We start from the raw sequence: 19469 nt of genomic DNA on the forward strand, positions 1-19469 counted from the left end.
AGTTGTTCTCTTACCCTCGTGAACACTATGAACACATTAGAAAAAATTCAGAAAAACCTAGAGAATTTCAGTAAGTCAGAACGCAAAGTAGCGGAAGTTATCATGGCGTCTCCACAAACTGCGATTCACTCTAGTATTGCTACGCTGGCAAAGATGGCTGATGTAAGTGAGCCAACGGTTAACCGCTTCTGTCGACGCTTGGATACCAAAGGTTTTCCAGACTTTAAACTGCATTTGGCCCAAAGTTTGGCGAACGGTACGCCTTACGTAAATCGTAACGTTGAAGAAGACGATGGACCAGACGCCTACACGCACAAGATTTTTGAATCGACTATGGCGTGTCTGGATGTTGCGAAAAATAGCCTTGATTCGATGCAAATCAATCGTGCTGTAGATCTGCTAACCCAAGCGAAACGAATTTCGTTTTTCGGTTTGGGTGCATCGTCTGCAGTGGCGAAAGACGCGCAAAACAAGTTCATTCGCTTCAATATTCCAATCACTTGTTTTGAAGACATTGTAATGCAGCGCATGAGTTGTATTAACTGTACTGACAATGATGTGGTTGTGTTGATTTCTCATACAGGTCGTACCAAAAGTCTGGTTGAGATTGCCAACCTTGCTCGCGAAAATGGTGCAACAGTGATTGCGATTACCGCGAAAGATTCACCACTTGATAAAGCAAGTTCATTGTCGATTTCTCTTGATGTCCCAGAAGACACAGACGTGTACATGCCAATGGCAAGTCGAGTTGTTCAGATGACCGTAATTGACGTCCTTGCAACAGGCTTTACATTGCGCAGAGGCACAGGCTTTAGAGAGAACCTTAAGCGTGTTAAAGACGCATTAAAAGATTCTCGTTACGACAAGCTATCTCAGTTTTAAAAAAGGAGCCTTAGGCTCCTTTTTTATTACTCTTGTTGTAAGTTTGACGTTTTGTTTGGCTCCACATAACCACTACTGTGGATCAGTTCCGTTTTCGACAGCTCACCAACCGGCTGAGCTTGCTCACAATCACCCCGACATTCGCACACTTGCTCAAGAATGTAAGTGAGCCTCTCTTTCGTCAGTGGTATTGGGTTTCCACGAATCGCCACAGATTTAAGCGCATCTTCCGCGACCGTTTCAAACGACGTTGCGCACACCCCAAACTGACTGAGTTGCGGCAAGTTTAGCTTAGCGAGCGCCCAACTTACCCAGGTGATCGCATCTTCTCGACTTGCGTCTTCATTCCCAGTTAACAGCTTCGCCATATGGGTATAGCGGCTTAACAAATCGTTTCTTCCCTGCTGTTGCGCTACCTTGATGTTCTCAGCCATAACGTGAGGAGCGAGTCTAGCCGTAATAACGCTGTGCGGTGCTTCCAACTTCCCCCCTAGTGCAGACGCAAGTCCGTGAGCCGCACCTAATTTCGCATTGGTAATGGCCATGCCTCCTAGCATCGCCGCAAAAGACAAATCAGAGCGGGCTCGAAAATCATCATCAATACAACCAGCAAGCAACGAGCGGCTTAACCGCCGGAGTCCCTCTTCGCAAATCATATCCGTTAATGGATTAGGATCACCACACACGTATGCTTCCATTAAATGAGTAAAGGTATCCATCGCCCCTCTACCCGATTTATAAAGATCGGTGCCATAGGTTAAGGTTGGATCAACAATCGCAACGTCAGCGAGCATATCTGGGCTACGAAGGCTGACTTTCACTTGATCCTGTCCTGAGCGCAATACAGCATTTTTAGTCACTTCCGATCCCGTACTTGCAGTCGTTGGAATGGCAATAAAGGGTAAAGGTTTCGATTTAAGAGGGACATTTCGACCTACCACCTCAACATAGTCATACACATCCCCTTGATTGGGTATCACAGCAGCGAGCGCTTTGCCCATATCAAGTACGCTACCACCACCTATCGCCACCACCATATCTGGCTTGAACTTGCGTCCGACTAACGCCGTTTCTTCAACCATTGTGATATTGGGTTCACCAGATATTGCAACATGCTGATAACGCATGTTTTGTGATTTGAGATAATTGATAAGCACTGAGGCACGATCAGTCGTTTTTCCGGAAACCAATAAAACGCTATACCCAAACTGGTTGAGTACAGACAGCGAGGATTGAAGCGCTCCTTCACCAAATATGATTCTTGTGGAGGTCATAAACTGAAACATAAACAGGACTCCCCTTAAGCAAGCCTAAACTCTTTCTAGCATGCCTTTGTCTAGGTGAAATAAAATTGAACTGGTGCAACTTGTACAAAATAACCTTGTTAATAATAGTGTTTTATCGACCAAATTCGCTTTTTATACCGCGAACTCACTAGTACCGATCAAATTTTCGTCAATAGGTTTCATCTATCGAAACAACAGGTAATTGCTTCTTTATTTCCGACTCTGGATCGGGCATAGTTGCTTTAACAAAAAATAGGAGAAAGAATATGTTCGTAGTTATCTTTGGTCGCCCAGCTTGCCCATACTGTGTTCGTGCGAAAGAGCACGCAGAAACGCTTAAAGCAAAGCGCGATGACTTCAACTACCGCTATGTAGACATTCATGCGGAAGGCATCTCGAAAGCTGACCTAGAGAAGACAGTAGGCAAACCGGTTGAGACTGTACCTCAAATCTTTATCGACCAAGACCACATCGGTGGTTGTGACGACTTCGAAGCATACGCAAAAGAGCACCTAGGTTTATTCGACGACGAGTAATCCACTGTTTCAAGAAAGCCGCTTAACGCGGCTTTTTTAATGCCTATCGTTCGCTCCGCTTGACCGATATTTGGCATTCGTTCTTGTTATGTAAACTCAGAGTAAAATATAAAAAATTTCACTATCCATTTCACAGCATTGAGATACAATTCACACACTTAACTTACCCCGGCAAAATACAAGACCTGCCCAGTGAACATCGACGTCGTACAATTGCTCGAGCAAAACCCTATCCTCCTCATTTTTGTGGTTCTCGCCATCGGTCTCGCGATTGGCAAAATTCGTTTCGGAAACCTTCAACTTGGTAATTCAATCGGCGTATTAGTTACCGCGTTGGTCATGGGACACCTTGGTTTCACCTTCAACGCTGATGCATTAACCATTGGTTTCATGCTGTTTATTTACTGTGTTGGTATAGAAGCAGGGCCAAACTTCTTTGGTATTTTCTTCCGTGATGGTAAACACTATTTCATATTGAGTATGGTGGTGTTGTCGACAGCTGTGTGCATCACTTACTTTGGCAGTCATTACCTCGGCTTAGGGTTCGGATTATCCGCCGGTATGATGGCAGGCGCACTCACCTCAACTCCTGTTTTAGTTGGCGCCCAGGATGCATTGAATTCAGGCCTGGCAACGGTTCCACGCAGCATGGACTTCTCGTTGGTGCTTGAGAATCTTTCTGTGGGCTACGCGATGGCTTACCTGATTGGACTGATCAGCATGATCATGTTTGCAAAGCTGTTACCCAAGTTGCAAAAACAAAACTTATCGGATTCCGCCCAGCAAATTGCTCAAGAACGTGGGCTTGGTAGCACAGGGCAAAGAAAGGTCTACTTACCGATCATCCGCGCTTACCGAGTCGGCCAGGAGCTGATCGATTGGATTGATGGCAAAAACCTTCGAGAGCTGGGTATTTATCGACAAACCGGTTGTTATATTGAACGAATCCGTCGTAATGGGATTCTCGCCCACCCTGATGGTGACGCCATTTTGCAAGAAGGTGACGAAATAGCATTAGTCGGCTTCCCTGATAGCCACGCTCGCCTTGACCCAAGCTTTAGAAACGGCAAAGAAGTATTTGACCGTAACCTGCTCGATCTACGCATTGTCGAAGAAGAAATCGTCGTCAAAAGTGATGCGATTGCAGGAAAGCGTCTTTCTGACCTCAACCTGTCTGAATACGGCTGTTTCTTGAACCGTGTAGTTCGCGCTCAAATTGAAATGCCGATGGACTTGGACATTGTTCTAGCCAAAGGTGATGTACTGCAAGTCAGTGGCGAGAAAAGTCGCGTCCATGGTCTTGCAGAGAAAATAGGTTTCATCTCAATTCATAGCCAAATGGCGGATCTGCTCGCTTTTTGTAGCTTTTTTATTCTTGGCATCATGTTCGGCTTGATCACCATGACCTTCGGGCATGTGTCATTTGGCTTGGGTAATGCGGTTGGTCTTTTACTCTCTGGCATTACCTTAGGGTTTTTACGTGCAAATCACCCTACGTTCGGCTATGTCCCTCAAGGGGCGCTCAACATGGTCAAAGACTTAGGTTTAATGATATTCATGGTCGGCATTGGCTTAAGTGCCGGTGGAAAAATGTTTGAGCATCTATCACAAGTGGGGGTTCAGGTCATCGGGCTAGCATTTTTGGTCAGTGTACTGCCTGTTGTTTGTGCTTACTTAGTTGGCGCCTACTTACTTAAGATGAACCGAGCCTTGTTGTTTGGTGCCATCATTGGTGCGCGCACTTGCGCTCCGGCGATGGACATTGTGAATGACTACGCGAAATCGACGATTCCAGCCTTAGGTTATGCGGGTACATATGCTATCGCCAATATCTTGATGACGTTGGCAGGTACCATTTTGATTATATTGAGTTGACCCTAGACAACGTGGAAGAGGAGGCATTGCCTCCTCTTTTTGTTTACTGCTTATAGCGGCCAAACAGTTGTCCCATCAACAGGAATCTCTGTCTTCGCGAACTCATCTCGGCAATAGCCCGTCCCACTTGTTGCAAAGTAGCTCAGAGGCATCGACTGTAGGCTCTTCGCGATCACTTCTTGCTTGGCTTTGTCCGAGAAGCTGAATCCCCACATATCCAAGTACTGGCGCATATCGCGGCTGGTTATCGTACTAAATGCAATTAGCAGCCAATCGTTATTGCTGATTGCATTTGCTTCATCACGACTGTAGCTCGCAAAGCCAATGTTCGCTCGGCTTGCCAACCAGAGTTCATCATCACTTTTTAGGCGATTGAACTCTCGTTCCAAGATATGCAACCGACCAAGCAAATGCCAACCATTGTTAACCACACCTTGGTTCTCTGCTTGCATCATAATTTGGATAACAACTCGTGCCCCCCAACTCCAGCCAGTCTGATTTTGTGCCGCCATAAAAGCGTTAGGGTCTGGGTTCAAACGACTTTGCTGCAACAGCTGGTATTGACCAGCAAAATCCAAATTCTGGCAGGTTGATTCCCTACCCGTCTCAGCGAGGTAGCGTGACTTACTGTAGTAGGAGTAATAATTCGTGGTCGAGTGTCCTTCCCAGCCAGCAAATCTGAAACGTCCCTTTTCTAATCCATGACCAAGTTCGTGCAAATCTCCATGCCCCAATGGGTGGAAAGACCAATACGCATCATATGGATTTCCAGAGCAGCCATAACCACACGTCGCTTGATCCGCATTCATGTGTTTCACGATATCAATTGTTTCGATCTGCCAACCTTTGGTTTCAGCGTATTGATGGATATCGGCAATCTTATCAATTCCCGGTCCTTGAAATCCCGCCAGTGTATGGGGCAAGTTATGCACGTAGCGCTCGGTTGCTAGTGCCATATCGGCAGGTTGAGCCCAGTCCTCCGCGCCGATTGATTCCATCATTTTGTCTGTTTTTGAATGTACTTCGAAACCCGGGGTTATCAACTCCGCCCAGTCAAATTGCCCTGCATTCAGTTGAGTCACAAAACTCTCGTTATCTGCACTACTTCGCCAAACTGGATGACGGGCCACGCCTTGGAATGTCAGCTCCACAGGTTGATTATTGGTATCAAAGTGTACTTGAACAGGACCACCGTAGGACGACGTTAAACGAATCGTTTCACCCGGTTGTACAGTGTAGGCATGTGACGTTAGCAATTTAGGTCTAGAGTAACCATTTTTGGAAAACTCATGCGTGGCGCCGCTTCGTAATGTGTTGACGACAATTTTTGTTGTCACCGGAGAGCGATCATTGCGGGTAACAGTGAATGTTTCTCCAGGCAAAGCATAAACACCCGCAGCGCGAAAGTTTCGTTTTGACTCCAGATTTACGGTATGGGTAACGCGCTCGACTTGATCATCGAATTCGCTGCGGCTGAAGTTACCCATGTCTGGTTGCGCGGGGTTAATGTCGCGACTATTGTACTGAACGTAGTCAGCAAAGTAGGAACGCAGAAAATTGATACGCTCTGTAGTACTTTTATCCATTGGGAACTGTACGTCTTGGCGGTAGTGGTCTGCCAATAGCACAATGGATTTTTCATACTCATAGCCTTTTGAGTCGAACAAACGAATTCCCTGCTCATCCAACAAACCTAGCTGATTTCGAATACTTTGCGCCGCGGAGTAAAACTCCGTCGCCATGTTCGCCTCATCGGGACAGGATTTGTCGTCACATAGGGTTAAATCAACCGTGAATGAGTCATCCTCCAAACGTTTGAGTAATGTTTGCTGCCACTCAATGTGTTCAGGAACCGTATTCAGTAGTTCGTTACCATTCCAATCAGAAACGCCTAGCTTGCGCCAGTAGTTATCGCCAACATAGTTGACGCGAAATTCGCGAAACAGCGATTGTCCTAATGCGGTCATTCCGCCATCCCAATGTAGATACAAGATGGGGATGTTAAGTTGCTTAGCTCTCGCCACAGCCTGCTCAACCGACTTAAGCTCGTCTGCTTGCTCAAGATGCTGAGAGAGAATCAGTAAATTAGGTTTGGCTTCAACACAAGCCAGCAGCGATGCACCGTCACAAGTGTTTGCGTCGTTATATTTGAGCCTGTTTCCGTAACGAGCATCTAGCCACTCTCGCGTTGCTGTCTCGTCTGGAAAGTAGTAAGACTGATCCATTTGCGCTATGACCACCTTGGTCTCGCCAGCGAATGGAGCCCCATTTAGCCAAACCAGTAAGTTATCCATCCATTGTGCCATTTGGTCATTGACCGATGATGGAAAGCGCTTTGACGTACGAAATGGATTACTTGCTAAAACGGCATATCGACTGGGTTCAACTCCAGCGACACCAATCGATAGCGTCTGATCCGTGTAGCCATCTTGCATCGCTTTATTGGTCATTAAAATGGTATCGTTGAAACCATAGGTTGGAGACAAAATCGCCGCGTCATGAGTCGGATCCCAGAATAAGCCGCTTGTCTCACCATTAATGGACTTTTTGACCTGATCGAATACCTTTTTATGACTTTCAACCCATGTTCGGTTGTACGAGATAAACGCGTTCGCGTCTTTCACGGCGAGTGCATTTCCGGAGATAAGTGCTCTTTCTACTTCGGTTAACATCTCCTTTGCGGGCGAATCACTACCCCCTCCGCCACCGCACCCCATTAGAAAGAAAGATAAGGTAAAGGCTAAACCTGTGTATGTCTGTTTTTTACTCATGTTCTTGATTATTGTTATGTCAATCTCGCGAGTGTAAGTGAGCAAAGAGGCAAAGTAATCTGGTGGTGAAAAGCGAATTTGAAAGTTTGAAGCGTGATAACAAAACGAAAATAACAACGGCACCAAAAGGTGCCGTTTTTGATTAGCTCAGAGGTCTTAGGTAGGCCAAGAAGCGCTTCTCGGCATGTTTGAAACACCAAAGAATGATAAAGGTCAGCGCCATATAGAATAATCCGGCCGTTAAGAAAGACTCAAACGGCGCGTAGTAACGCGAATTCACCAACCTAGCGGCACCCGTTAAGTCAACGATAGTCACGATGCCTGCAACTGCGCTTCCGTGAAGCATGAAGATCACTTCATTACTGTAAGCTGGCAACGCTCGTCTCAACGCACTTGGCAAAATGATTCTTCGGTAAGTCATAAAATGACTCATGCCATAAGCTTTCGCGGCTTCCACTTCACCTTTTGGTAAACCGTTGATGGCGCCACGAATGATCTCTGCCGTGTAAGCGGAGGTATTGAGTACAAACGCGACTAAAGCACAGAACCAAGCATTCTCCCACAGCGTGTCTTTAACTGGGAAAAACTGATCCATTCCGTAGTAGATCAAATAGAGTTGAATCAGTAACGGTGTACCACGGAAGAAGTAAATAAACGCCCAACTTGGTCCTGAAATAAAATAATTCTGGCTATTGCGAGCAACACCAAGTGGTATGGCAACAACTAAACCGATGACCAATGCAAGGCAAACCAGCCATACAGTCGTCCACAAACCTTCCAAGTAGACAGGTAAACTTTCGACGATCAATGAAAAGTCCATACTCTACCTCGCATGAATGCTAAATTTGCGCTCAACCACCTTAAGAAGGCCCGTTGAGATGCTGGTGAATAGAAGGAAAATCATCGCGACCGCCATATAAAATGTAAATGGCATTTTGGTTGAGCCTGCCGCTAAAGCACTCACGCGAACCATATCTTCTAAACCGATGATGGAGACCAGAGCGGTGGTCTTGAGCAGTACCAGCCAGTTATTACCAAAGCCAGGCAAAGCATGACGAATCATCTGTGGTAAAAGAATTCGACGAAATGACATGATTGGACTCATACCATAAGCTTTACCCGCTTCAAGTTCGCCTTTATCAACCGCCATGATCGCACCACGGAAGGTTTCCGCCATGTAAGCACCGAAGATAAAACCGATTGTCAACACCCCCGCAATGAAAGGACTGACATCAATATAATCCGGCAAGTAAGATGTCCACTCATGATTTGGATCGCTAGAAGCAAACCACTCGTTAAGCGACTCATTGATGGAATACAGACTATTGTTAAGTAAGATTTGTCCACCGAAGAAAATCAGCATCATGAGGACTAAATCGGGAATGCCGCGAATTACTGTTGTGTAGAGAGTAGCGATGGCTCTCGCCCAACGGTAAGGTGCCATTTTTGCAAGCGCACCAAGCATGCCCAATACAACAGCGAGCAATAATGAAAGTAGTGCCACTTCTATGGTCACTATGGCCCCTTTGAATATTGAGGCTTCGTATCCTTGTAGATCTAGCATAGGTGAGTTCCTGATCCCTAGACTCAAATATAACTTGGCCGCTGATTACCTCTAGGAACCTATCAGCGGCCTTATTATCGAGCTTACTTACCGTAAACGTCGTAGTTGAAGTATTTTGCTGCGATTTCTTGGTAGACACCTTTCTCACGTAGAGAAAGAATCGCCGCATCAAGCTTCTTAGTTAGGTCTTTGTCTTGTTTGCGAACCGCAATACCAAACCCTTCGCCGAACCATTTAGGGTCAGTCAGTGATGGACCAACAAATTCGTATGCCTCGCCACCCGCTTTATTCAATACACCTTCTTCTAATGCCGATGCATCGCCAAGTACTGCGGCAACACGACCATTAGCTAGATCCAGGTACGCTTCATCAAAAGAGCCGTAACGAACGATTTCAACTTTATCGCCATAGTTGTCAGTTAGGTATTTGTCGTGCGTCGTTGCACGTTGTACCGCAATTTTCTGCCCGTCTAGGTTGTCAAAATCTAGACCTGCGCCTTTCTTAGCGATGAACTTGTTAGGGATAAGCGCGTACTTACCAGTAAAGTCTACTTTCTTCTTACGCTCTTCTGTAATAGACATTGCCGCAATGATTGCATCGTATTTACGAGCAAGTAATGAAGGGATAATGCCATCCCAGTCTTGTGCAACTATCTTACATTTGACTTGCATCTCAGTACAAAGCGCGTTGGCCATGTCAACATCAAAGCCTTTCAGAGAGCCATCTGCTTCTGTCCAGCTAAATGGAGGGTATGCGCCTTCAATGCCAAAGCGAACTGTTTTCCAATCTTTCGCTTGAGCAACGCCAGATACCGCTGTTGCTGCCAGAGTTGCTGCTAATAACCACTTTTTCATTTCCATACTCCTGTGATTTCTTATTTTAAATATTGCTTATGTTGTGTTTGCTGTGTCACTACAGCTAGTAGATAGAAGATACGAACTGCTTCAAGCGTTCAGAATCTGGATTTGTAAATAGCTTGTCGGGATGGCCCTGCTCTTCGACTAACCCTTGATGCAAGAACATCACGTGATTAGACACATCTCGAGCGAATGCCATTTCATGCGTAACCACCAACATGGTTCGGCCTTCCTCAGCCAAATCACGCATTACACCGAGAACCTCACCGACCAACTCTGGATCCAAAGCCGATGTAGGCTCATCAAATAACATAACTTCTGGGTCTACGGCTAACGCGCGGGCAATGGCCGCACGCTGCTGCTGGCCTCCTGACAAGTGACCTGGGTAGTAATCTTTGCGCTCATACAGGCCAACTTTTTTCAGTAAAAGTTCTGCGTTTTCGATCGCTTGAGCTTTTGGTACACCTAATACGTGCACAGGTGCTTCTATAACGTTTTCCAGGACGGTCAAATGTGACCAAAGATTAAAGCCTTGAAAAACCATAGCTAAGCGCGAACGGATACGCTGAACTTGCTTTTCGTTGGCAGGAATGGCTTCTCCTTGACGATTGTTTTTCATTTGGATTAGCTCACCGTTAACCCAAATTTCCCCAGCAGTTGGGGTCTCAAGAAGATTAATGCATCTAAGAAAGGTACTTTTACCGGAGCCCGATGACCCGATAATAGAAATGACGTCCCCTTTGTGGGCTTCTAATGAGATACCCTTTAACACTTCATTTTGACCAAAGGTCTTGTGTAAATCTTTTATATCCAGCGCTGCTACTTCATTCATGCGCTCAACTCCCTGTTATTATTTTGCCCATCCTTCATCAGTGTGATGGGTAAATGTGGAGTGTTAACTCACATTTCGCTACAAACTAGCACTACGACTCGCAAGTTGCAACAAATTATTAACCTGCACTTTTAGGATATTAAGTTAGATCCTACGACTAATCATTCACTTTTTAGTTTAAAAGGCTTTATTTGTCGCATAAATCAAACTAAGAGGCACAATTAATCACACGCCTAGCAATTAACATTTTTATAAAAACAAGATCTAACGCAATCTTCAACATGAAATCGATATGAACCAGAAAGCACACTATAAAACTTGTCTTATAAACCTTACATTATGAAAATTAATTTCAGCTTGGGTTTGCACCATTTAAACCACAACCTATAAGTGTGTAGTTTTCTTTCACATTCTGTCATAAAGTGATCTAAATCAATCACTCTTAAGGGTTAGCACGTTAAACTCGCCTCAAAGATAAAAGCCTCAATAAGCGAATTTTTGTCTTTTCTATTGTCTAAGCTTAAGCACGAAGGGTTTGCGCTACAGAACAATAGAACAAGGACTTTTATGCAGGAAGCTGTGCGAGTTTTTATAGGAACGCCTGAAAACAATAATTAAGGGCGACTCTTCCAAGAATCATTAACTTTTTTAAATATGAGGAATCTATGTCAGACGCAGTCAATAAACCGCACTCTGATTCGGATATCGAAAACAAGAGCTACCGAGAGCTGCACCGTCCAGCTTCAGAGTTTGAAAGCCGTAGCGACTATCTAGATCACGAACTTCAGATCATGAAGCCACGCCGCTTTGGTTTGAACTTACCTGGTCGCGATTTCCGTTTCGAATTAGAAGATTTGGTACCAGCGCTTGCAGGTACTATCGGTATTATCGCGATGTACTCTGCGGTAATGATGTCTTGGGCAGAGGGTCTTACAGCAGCATGGGATCACGTAAACCTTGGTAAAGATTTCGCCATTGAGGTTGCTCGTGTAGAAATGCTAATCCCTGCGTTACTATTCTGCGTACTCGCATCAGGCTTCATTAACCCGAAAGCGAACCTCGCCGGTAACCACGGCCCAATGATCCCTCTTATCGGCACCATCGCTTTAGCAGGTGCACACCCTCTTGCATTGGCAATCCTTATCGGTGTATTTGGTCTGCTTTTAAGCTTCCTTAAAGGTGGCTCTAAGCTGGTAAACCTCACCTCTCAGGGGACCGCAGGCGGTTTGCTTATCTTCCTTGGTTTAACCGGAACCATGAGCCAAATCAACTCGATCCAAGCTTGGGCGGTTGGTCTACAGTCTGACACAGTAGCAGCTGGCAGCATGGGCTATGTTGGTCTTATCGTACTGGCAGTGACTATCGCACTGTACGCATTCCTTGCGAAAGTAAACAAGCGTTGGTTAGCTATCCCAGTCTGTGCTTTCACAGGTTTGGTCATTGCACTCGTTCTAGGTGCAGGTTTCGATATCAAGTTCGTTACTGAAACGGGTCTTCCTAACCTAAACCCTGTTTACTGGTGGGGCAGCACAGAAGAAGGTTGGATGCTAGGTCTTCCTAATATGGAGCACTTCATCGCATCACTACCGTTTGCCATCCTTGCAGTGGCGATGTGGTCTCCTGATTTCTTAGGTCACCGTATCTTCCAAGAACTGAACTACCCTAAGAAAACTGAAAAAGTACTGATGGATGTTGATGACACGATGACTATGTGTTCTATCCGTCAGATGGTAGGTACAGCGGTTGGTGGTGGTAACATCACATCATCTTGGGGTACTTACATGATCCCTGCAGCAATCGCTAAGCGTCCTATCCCTGGTGGTGCAATCCTTCTAGGTCTGCTAGTAATGATCATCGCAATCCTTGGTTTCCCAATGGACATCGCGGTATGGCCACCAGTAATGCGTGTTGCTCTTCTTGTGGGTGTATCTCTACCTCTACTTGAAGCGGGTATGCAAATGGTAAAAGATTCGAAAGATTCTCAAGCAGCAGGTATCTGTATCTTTGGTTCAGCAGTTGTTAACCCAGTTCTTGCATGGGCGCTAACAATGCTGCTAGATAACAACGGTCTAATTGGTGACAAAGAGCGTGCAGCACGCCTGTCGTTTGTCGACAAAATCGTTATCCCAGTTGGCGTTCTGATTATCTGTCTAGTTGCTATGCTTGCAGTTGGTATGCTAGAAGGGCAATATGGAATCCCAGCATTCCTCTAAAAACACAATAGACGTTGAGAGCCTGTTTGGGCTCTCAACTTTTTTTTAGTTTCAATAAATATTTTAAAATTTTTTTTAGCTAGAAGGCGTTTTATTGATTTAGTTTAAGGTTTGCAAAAAAATTTTAGTTTACCCTTAAAGCCAAGTTGATGGGACAAAATGTAAAAACTAGTGACAATATTTATAGCTTTATGTTCTTTCGATAAACGTATTTAAAGGCTATACATATTGTTATTCATAAGAGTGTACCGTCCCATTATAGGGAATCTGACTCGCTCAACGGATCAGATAGGTACGTGTTTTTTCTACTAAAAAGGTAGGTATGTCATGGCAGAGCAATTTGCTAAAGCTTGGGAAGGTTTTGCTGAAGGTGATTGGCAAAATGAAGTTAACGTTCGTGATTTCATTCAGAAGAACTACGCACCGTATGAAGGCGACGAATCTTTCCTAGTTTCTGAAGGTACTGAAGCAACTAACAAGCTTTGGGCTAAGGTAATGGAAGGTATCAAAATTGAGAACTCAACTCACGCACCTGTTGACTTCGATACTGACGTTATCTCTACCATCACTGCTCACGATGCAGGCTACATCGAAAAAGATCTAGAGACTATCGTTGGTCTTCAAACTGATGCTCCTCTTAAGCGCGCTATCATCCCTAATGGTGGTATCCGCATGGTTGAAGGTTCTTGTAAAGTTTACGGTCGTGAACTGGATCCTAAAATCAAAGAAATCTACACAGATTACCGTAAAACACACAACGCGGGTGTTTTCGATATCTACACTCCTGATATCCTAAAATGTCGTAAATCTGGCGTTCTAACGGGTCTTCCAGATGCTTACGGTCGTGGTCGTATCATCGGTGACTACCGTCGTGTTGCACTATACGGTATTGACTTCCTAATGAAGGACAAGCTAGCTCAATTCGCTTCTCTACAAGAGAAATTTGAGAACGGCGAAGATCTTCAAATGACTATGCAGCTTCGCGAAGAGATCGCTGAGCAACACCGCGCTCTTGGCCAAATGAAAGTTATGGCTGAGAAATACGGTTACGATATCTCTCGCCCAGCAGAAACTGCACAAGAAGCTATTCAGTGGACTTACTTCGGTTACCTAGCTGCTGTTAAATCTCAAAACGGCGCTGCTATGTCTCTAGGTCGTACTTCTACGTTCCTAGATATCTTCATCGAGCGTGATATCGCTGCAGGTAAGATCACTGAAGTAGAAGCTCAGGAAATGATTGACCACTTCGTAATGAAACTACGTATGGTTCGTTTCCTACGTACTCCAGAGTACGATGACCTATTCTCTGGCGACCCAATCTGGGCAACAGAATCTATGGGTGGTATGGGTCTTGACGGCCGTACGCTAGTTACTCGTACGAACTTCCGTTTCCTAAACTCTCTATACACAATGGGTCCTTCTCCAGAGCCAAACATCACTGTACTTTGGTCTGAGCAACTACCTGACGGCTTCAAGAAGTTCTGTGCGAAAGTATCTATCGATACGTCTTCTATCCAGTACGAAAATGATGACCTAATGCGCCCAGACATGGAGTCAGACGACTACGCAATCGCATGTTGTGTATCTCCAATGGTTGTTGGTAAGCAAATGCAGTTCTTCGGCGCTCGTGCGAACCTTGCTAAAACGATGCTTTACGCAATCAACGGTGGTGTTGATGAGAAGCTGAAGATGCAAGTTGGTCCAGAAATGCCGAAAATCACTTCAGAAGTACTAGACTTCGACGAAGTGTGGAGCAACCTAGACCACTTCATGGACTGGTTAGCTAAGCAGTACGTTGCTGCACTAAACAGCATCCACTTCATGCACGACAAGTACAGCTACGAGTCTGCACTAATGGCGCTACACGATCGTGACGTTTACCGTACTATGGCTTGTGGTATTGCTGGTCTATCTATCGCTGCTGACTCACTATCTGCAATCAAGCACGCGAAAGTTAAACCAATCCGTGACGAAGATGGCGTAGCGATCGACTTCGAAATCGAAGGCGACTACCCTAAATTTGGTAACAACGATGCTCGCGTAGATGATATCGCTTGTGAACTTGTTGAAGTGTTCATGAACAAGATCCGTAAGCTTAAGACTTACCGTGATGCTGTTCCTACTCAGTCTATCCTTACTATCACATCTAACGTTGTATACGGTAAGAAGACAGGTAACACGCCAGATGGTCGTCGTGCAGGCGCTCCATTCGCTCCAGGTGCAAACCCAATGCACGGCCGTGATGAGAAAGGTGCGGTAGCATCTCTAACATCTGTAGGTAAACTGCCGTTTGCTCACGCTAAAGATGGTATCTCTTACACCTTCTCTATCGTACCTAACGCACTGGGTAAAGAAGAAGATTCACAGCGCGCTAACCTTGCAGGCCTAATGGATGGTTACTTCCACCACGAAGCTGGTATCGAAGGCGGTCAGCACCTGAACGTTAACGTACTTAACCGTGACACTCTAGAAGACGCAGTTAAGCACCCTGAGAAATACCCTCAGCTAACAATCCGCGTATCTGGTTACGCTGTACGCTTCAACTCTCTAACTGCAGAGCAACAAGCTGACGTAATCGCACGTACTTTCACTGAGTCTCTATAATCTCAGTTGAATGAATCGAAAGCCCCGCTTTAAAAGCGGGGCTTTTTTTGTACCCTAAACACCCCTCACTGTATCCCCTATCGTCAAATTTTCCCCGGCATAATAATTGCTTATATCAGTGATAGATCTAAATTTACTTTTCGCTTAGCTTTCACACTTTGTATGCCGCGGTTAACAATAATGATGATTAAAAAAACCTGCTTAGTTCCATTGCTCTTACTCTCTTTGAATGCTCACGCATCAGAGCGTTCAACTTTTACATTTGCATTAGACAATGATGGGCTGTTTGGTGTGGATCAAGACTACACCAATGGTCTTTTTCTCACTTACACCTCTAGCGCGATAAACCCTCACTGGCTTCTCAGTCCATTGAGTTTATCGATTTGGGGGGCAGCATCTCTCGATAAAATTGAGTTCACGCTCGGCCACAAAATGTATACTCCTAGCGACATTTCAGCCGACTATCCTTTGGAAAATGAGCGTCCATACGCGGGTTACTTACACACTGAATTCAACTACATCAGCCTCCACCCACAACAAGCGCAACGCTTCAATTTGACAATTGGTACAACGGGCGAGAGCTCTCTTGCTGATAGAGCTCAAAGTATCGTACACAGCCTCACGGGGTCAAAAGAGCCAAACGGCTGGGACTACCAGATAGAAGATGCAAGAGTCGGTAGCGTTGGGTATCTGTCTCACTTTAATGTGATAAGAGCGCGCTCTATTGCGAATACGGATTTTGAAATCTCGAACGTTTCGGAAGGTAACTTCGGTAGTTTCCGTTCTGATGTCTCGACTGGCTTTATGCTCCGGTGGGGGACGGATCTTGCCGGTAGCATGGGTGCGGCAAACATCGATAACGAATACACATTCAGACCGGGGATGTTAGGTGGCTCAAAAGGAGGGTGGTTTTTGTTTGCAGGTATCGAGGGACGATATAGGTTCAATGATTTCACCGTCGAAGGCTATCGTCCTGCCATTGAAGAGAATCCTTCAATCTCCGATCCGAGCATTTATGATGTCACACTCGAAAACTGGCAGGCGACGGCTGTGGCGGGCATTGCATGGTATGGACGCGGCTTTGGAGCGACTTTGAGCAGTGCGGCGAAAACCCCAGATTACCGAGAGGCGTCCGACTCCTTATACGGAAATGGCAGCCTCTCGTTGTATGCGTTTTTCTAAATATTGAATCGCTGGCAGTCTGTGTTTAGGCTGCTCGCGCTTCCTTCAACTTGCGCACTGATTGCCTTGAGTTGTTCGTTGTTTTCTTCAAGATCTTTCATTGCACCCGATATTTGAGTCATGTTATCAGCCATTGATTGACTCGTTGTTGCCAGCTCTTTGATGGAACGGAATATGACTTCTGTTTGATGGGACGCTTCGTCCGCTTTGTCTGTAATGGTTTTTAGCGCATCCATCGCTTCTTGCCCGCGCTCTCGTCCGGTCGCCATGGATGATTCCGATTGGCCAATATATTGAATGACCTCCGCGCTTTCTTTCTTCATGGTGTCGATTGTCTCAGAAATCTCAGAGACCGCATCTACAGTTCTGACCGCAAGACTTCGCACTTCATCAGCGACGACAGCAAAACCGCGTCCTTGCTCACCAGCACGTGCCGCTTCAATCGCAGCATTCAGTGCCAACAAGTTTGTTTGCTCAGCGATACCATTGATGATTTCCATTACCGAATCGACTTTCGCAGACGCATCTTCCAACTGCTGAATGTGTCCAGCAGCTGAGGTCAAAATGGTCGCCACTTCATCGAGAGAGCCGATAGCCGCACCAATGACTTTGGCGCCATCTTCTGCTGAACGAGTTGATGATCGGCTGATTTCTGCAACAAACTCTAATGAATTCGAAACTTCTTGCGTCGTTACGCTCACTTCTTCTGTCGCCGACGCCAACAACTCCGTTTGCCCCAACACCTCACTTTGATGATGAGCAAGCTTGTCTAACCCCTGATTAAGTTCCGCCGCGTTACCTGATAACTCTTGACTGCTTCGCTGCACCCCCTGAACTAAACCACCGAGATTTTCACAGCTCTCGTTGATGCTCTGTGCTAGTTGATTAAACTCATCGTTCTTATTTTTCGTTAGCGACATTCGTTGAGAGAGGTCACCTGCGGATACACCGCTTAGCACTTCTCTTGTTTTGTTCAACGAACGTGATAGTGATGAGCTCTGCATGACAAATATGGTAATGGTCAACACAGCCAACACTGTACACGCGACCAAAATTGACCAAAGGGTCTGATTTGACGCTTTAGTAGCAGACGTTTGATATTGTTCAGATAAAGAAGCAAGCTCAAGAGTAATCGCCCCTATGATCTTAGTGAGTTGTGCTTTTGACACCAACAACTGTTGCTCAACGCTGCCTAGCTGTTGTGAGAGTTCACTGACTCTAACGAACGTCGATTTATACTGCTCTATTTCTTTTTCGTATAGCTCCAACATCGCATAAACATTCGACATGCTTTCAAAGCCAGCCATAGCACGATTAAACAGTTTTAGATTTTGCTCATTGGGCTGAAGTAGATAGTTTTGCTGAGATTTCACCATCGCCTGAAAATCTGAATTGAGGGTCACCATACCTGTTTCTTCGATTTTCTTTTCGATCGTTGTAGCAAGTTGTTTGAGTTCGCCTAGTTTCCCTTCATCGATGGTAAAACCTAGCTCCGACTTTAGCTTTAACCACGGATTGGCTGCAGACTCAAACTGAGCCACATTTTGGGTGAGCGTGTCAGCCTGAGAGGCAAATCCGACACGGTTTAAAAACTCCGCGTCTTCCTGTACAGAAGCAACTATTACTGAAATGTCTTGTTTGGCTTGACTGACACTTGCCCCCGACAAATTGTCTAGGTTGCTGCTCAGTGTAAGAATCTTACTTTGTGTTTGATAAATAGAGAGTGAACCTGAAGCAATATCGGCACTAGAGTGATACTGATCGCTCATTTGCGTTAGCCTGGACGACGAGTACCCTGCTAACGCAATAAATCCAATCGTCAGTATAACCAAAAAGACAATCACTTTTTGTTTCTGTGAAAGCGCAAGCATATCCATAAATAATCCTTAAACATCAGTGGGATGTAAAATACTTGCCTAGCCACTATTATTTATTTTTTGTTATCAATATTATTATTCGCAACATTTTTATAACATACATTTTAGCCTAAGTACGTTTTTTTTTCTTATTCGGTAAAATGTTGTTTGAAACTCCCCCTTTCCCTATTTAAACCACACTTTTTGTAATAAAATGACACGCAAATAACCTATTAGAGATGAGCTCATGTCAACAACTGGTCGTATTCATTCTTTTGAGTCCTGTGGCACCGTCGACGGACCTGGAATCCGTTTCATTGTCTTTATGCAAGGCTGTCTGATGCGCTGTATGTACTGCCACAACCGTGACACTTGGGACACTCATGGCGGCAAGGAAGTGACCGTTGACGAAATCATCAACGAAGCAAAAAGCTATCGTCATTTTATGAACGCTTCGGGCGGCGGTGTGACCTGCTCTGGTGGTGAAGCCATGCTGCAACCAGAATTTGTTAGAGACTTTTTCCGTGCAGCTCAATCAGAGGGTATCCACACTTGCCTAGACACCAATGGCTACATCCGCAAACACACCGATGTGATTGATGAAGTCCTCGAAGCAACGGATTTAGTCATGCTTGATCTCAAGCATATGAAAGATGAAATCCATCATGATTTTATCGGTGTGTCGAACAAGCGTACGTTGGATTTCGCTCGTTACCTACATAAGCTAGGGCAAAAAACTTGGATCCGTTACGTTGTGGTACCTGGCTACACAGATGATGAAGAAGCCGCTCACATGCTCGGTGAATTCATCAAAGATATGGACAATATCGAAAAAATTGAGTTACTTCCCTACCACAAGCTTGGTGCTCATAAATGGGAGGCGCTCGGTCATGACTATCCGTTGGAAGGCATCAACCCACCTTCCAAAGAGACCATGGACAAGATTGTTTCAATCCTTGAACAGTATCACTCAAATGTAAAATATTGATACCAAGTACTCACATTTTCGTA

General features: G+C 45.2%; 14 protein-coding genes. 7 read left to right on the forward strand and 7 right to left on the reverse strand.

The features are described from left to right. Positions 1-27 precede the first annotated feature (27 nt). The gene (locus tag ACUALS_RS08690) at positions 28-882 is read left to right on the forward strand and encodes a MurR/RpiR family transcriptional regulator (RefSeq protein WP_005474070.1); all 855 of its coding nucleotides are present in this window, start codon (positions 28-30) and stop codon (positions 880-882) included. 26 nt (positions 883-908) lie between these two features. Here ACUALS_RS08690 and ACUALS_RS08695 read toward each other — a convergent pair whose 3' ends face one another. Then, entirely contained in the window at positions 909-2168 is a 1260-nt protein-coding gene (locus ACUALS_RS08695; RefSeq protein ID WP_454448195.1) for an iron-containing alcohol dehydrogenase, read from the reverse strand. Positions 2169-2434: 266 nt separating this feature from the next. Between ACUALS_RS08695 and ACUALS_RS08700 the strand changes: the two genes are divergently transcribed. Continuing rightward, on the forward strand, positions 2435-2704 hold the full coding sequence (locus ACUALS_RS08700; protein ID WP_038134227.1) for a GrxA family glutaredoxin: 270 nt from the start codon (positions 2435-2437) through the stop codon (positions 2702-2704). Positions 2705-2896: 192 nt separating this feature from the next. Continuing rightward, positions 2897-4579, forward strand: coding sequence for an aspartate:alanine antiporter (locus ACUALS_RS08705; protein ID WP_334474521.1), 1683 nt, complete (start codon positions 2897-2899; stop codon positions 4577-4579). Positions 4580-4629: 50 nt separating this feature from the next. Here ACUALS_RS08705 and ACUALS_RS08710 read toward each other — a convergent pair whose 3' ends face one another. From ACUALS_RS08710 to ACUALS_RS08730, 5 genes are all read right to left on the reverse strand, one after another. Next, the gene (locus ACUALS_RS08710; RefSeq protein WP_454448196.1) at positions 4630-7350 is read right to left on the reverse strand and encodes an ImpA family metalloprotease; all 2721 of its coding nucleotides are present in this window, start codon (positions 7348-7350) and stop codon (positions 4630-4632) included. A gap of 142 nt (positions 7351-7492) precedes the next feature. Continuing rightward, a complete protein-coding gene (locus ACUALS_RS08715) occupies positions 7493-8170 on the reverse strand; it encodes an ABC transporter permease (protein ID WP_038191156.1) in 678 nt (225 codons plus the stop codon). A 3-nt stretch (positions 8171-8173) separates the two neighbouring features. Beyond that, positions 8174-8914 carry an ABC transporter permease gene (locus tag ACUALS_RS08720; protein WP_005474978.1) on the reverse strand — a complete coding sequence of 247 codons (741 nt, stop codon included), beginning with the start codon at positions 8912-8914 and terminating at the stop codon, positions 8174-8176. A gap of 83 nt (positions 8915-8997) precedes the next feature. Further along, on the reverse strand, positions 8998-9768 hold the full coding sequence (locus tag ACUALS_RS08725) for an ABC transporter substrate-binding protein (RefSeq protein ID WP_038213749.1): 771 nt from the start codon (positions 9766-9768) through the stop codon (positions 8998-9000). Between the two features lie 64 nt (positions 9769-9832). Further along, positions 9833-10603, reverse strand: coding sequence for an ABC transporter ATP-binding protein (locus ACUALS_RS08730; protein ID WP_005475015.1), 771 nt, complete (start codon positions 10601-10603; stop codon positions 9833-9835). Positions 10604-11268: 665 nt separating this feature from the next. Between ACUALS_RS08730 and ACUALS_RS08735 the strand changes: the two genes are divergently transcribed. From ACUALS_RS08735 to ACUALS_RS08745, 3 genes are all read left to right on the forward strand, one after another. Further along, positions 11269-12816 carry a DUF3360 family protein gene (locus ACUALS_RS08735; protein WP_005474992.1) on the forward strand — a complete coding sequence of 516 codons (1548 nt, stop codon included), beginning with the start codon at positions 11269-11271 and terminating at the stop codon, positions 12814-12816. Positions 12817-13143: 327 nt separating this feature from the next. Beyond that, a complete protein-coding gene (gene pflB / locus ACUALS_RS08740) occupies positions 13144-15420 on the forward strand; it encodes a formate C-acetyltransferase (RefSeq protein WP_005474959.1) in 2277 nt (758 codons plus the stop codon). 186 nt (positions 15421-15606) lie between these two features. Continuing rightward, entirely contained in the window at positions 15607-16602 is a 996-nt protein-coding gene (locus tag ACUALS_RS08745) for a lipid A deacylase LpxR family protein (protein ID WP_454449243.1), read from the forward strand. On the opposite strand, the gene ACUALS_RS08750 is transcribed toward ACUALS_RS08745, so the two are convergent. Further along, positions 16599-18479 carry a methyl-accepting chemotaxis protein gene (locus ACUALS_RS08750; protein WP_454448197.1) on the reverse strand — a complete coding sequence of 627 codons (1881 nt, stop codon included), beginning with the start codon at positions 18477-18479 and terminating at the stop codon, positions 16599-16601. The two genes, ACUALS_RS08745 and ACUALS_RS08750, sit on opposite strands and share 4 nt — an antisense overlap. Before the next feature lie 226 nt (positions 18480-18705). On the opposite strand from ACUALS_RS08750, the gene pflA reads away from it, so the two are divergent. Next, positions 18706-19446, forward strand: a complete 741-nt coding sequence (gene pflA / locus ACUALS_RS08755) for a pyruvate formate lyase 1-activating protein (RefSeq protein ID WP_038213738.1) — start codon at positions 18706-18708, stop codon at positions 19444-19446. Positions 19447-19469: the final 23 nt, after the last annotated feature.

Source organism: Vibrio sp. NH-7 (genome assembly GCF_053643215.1).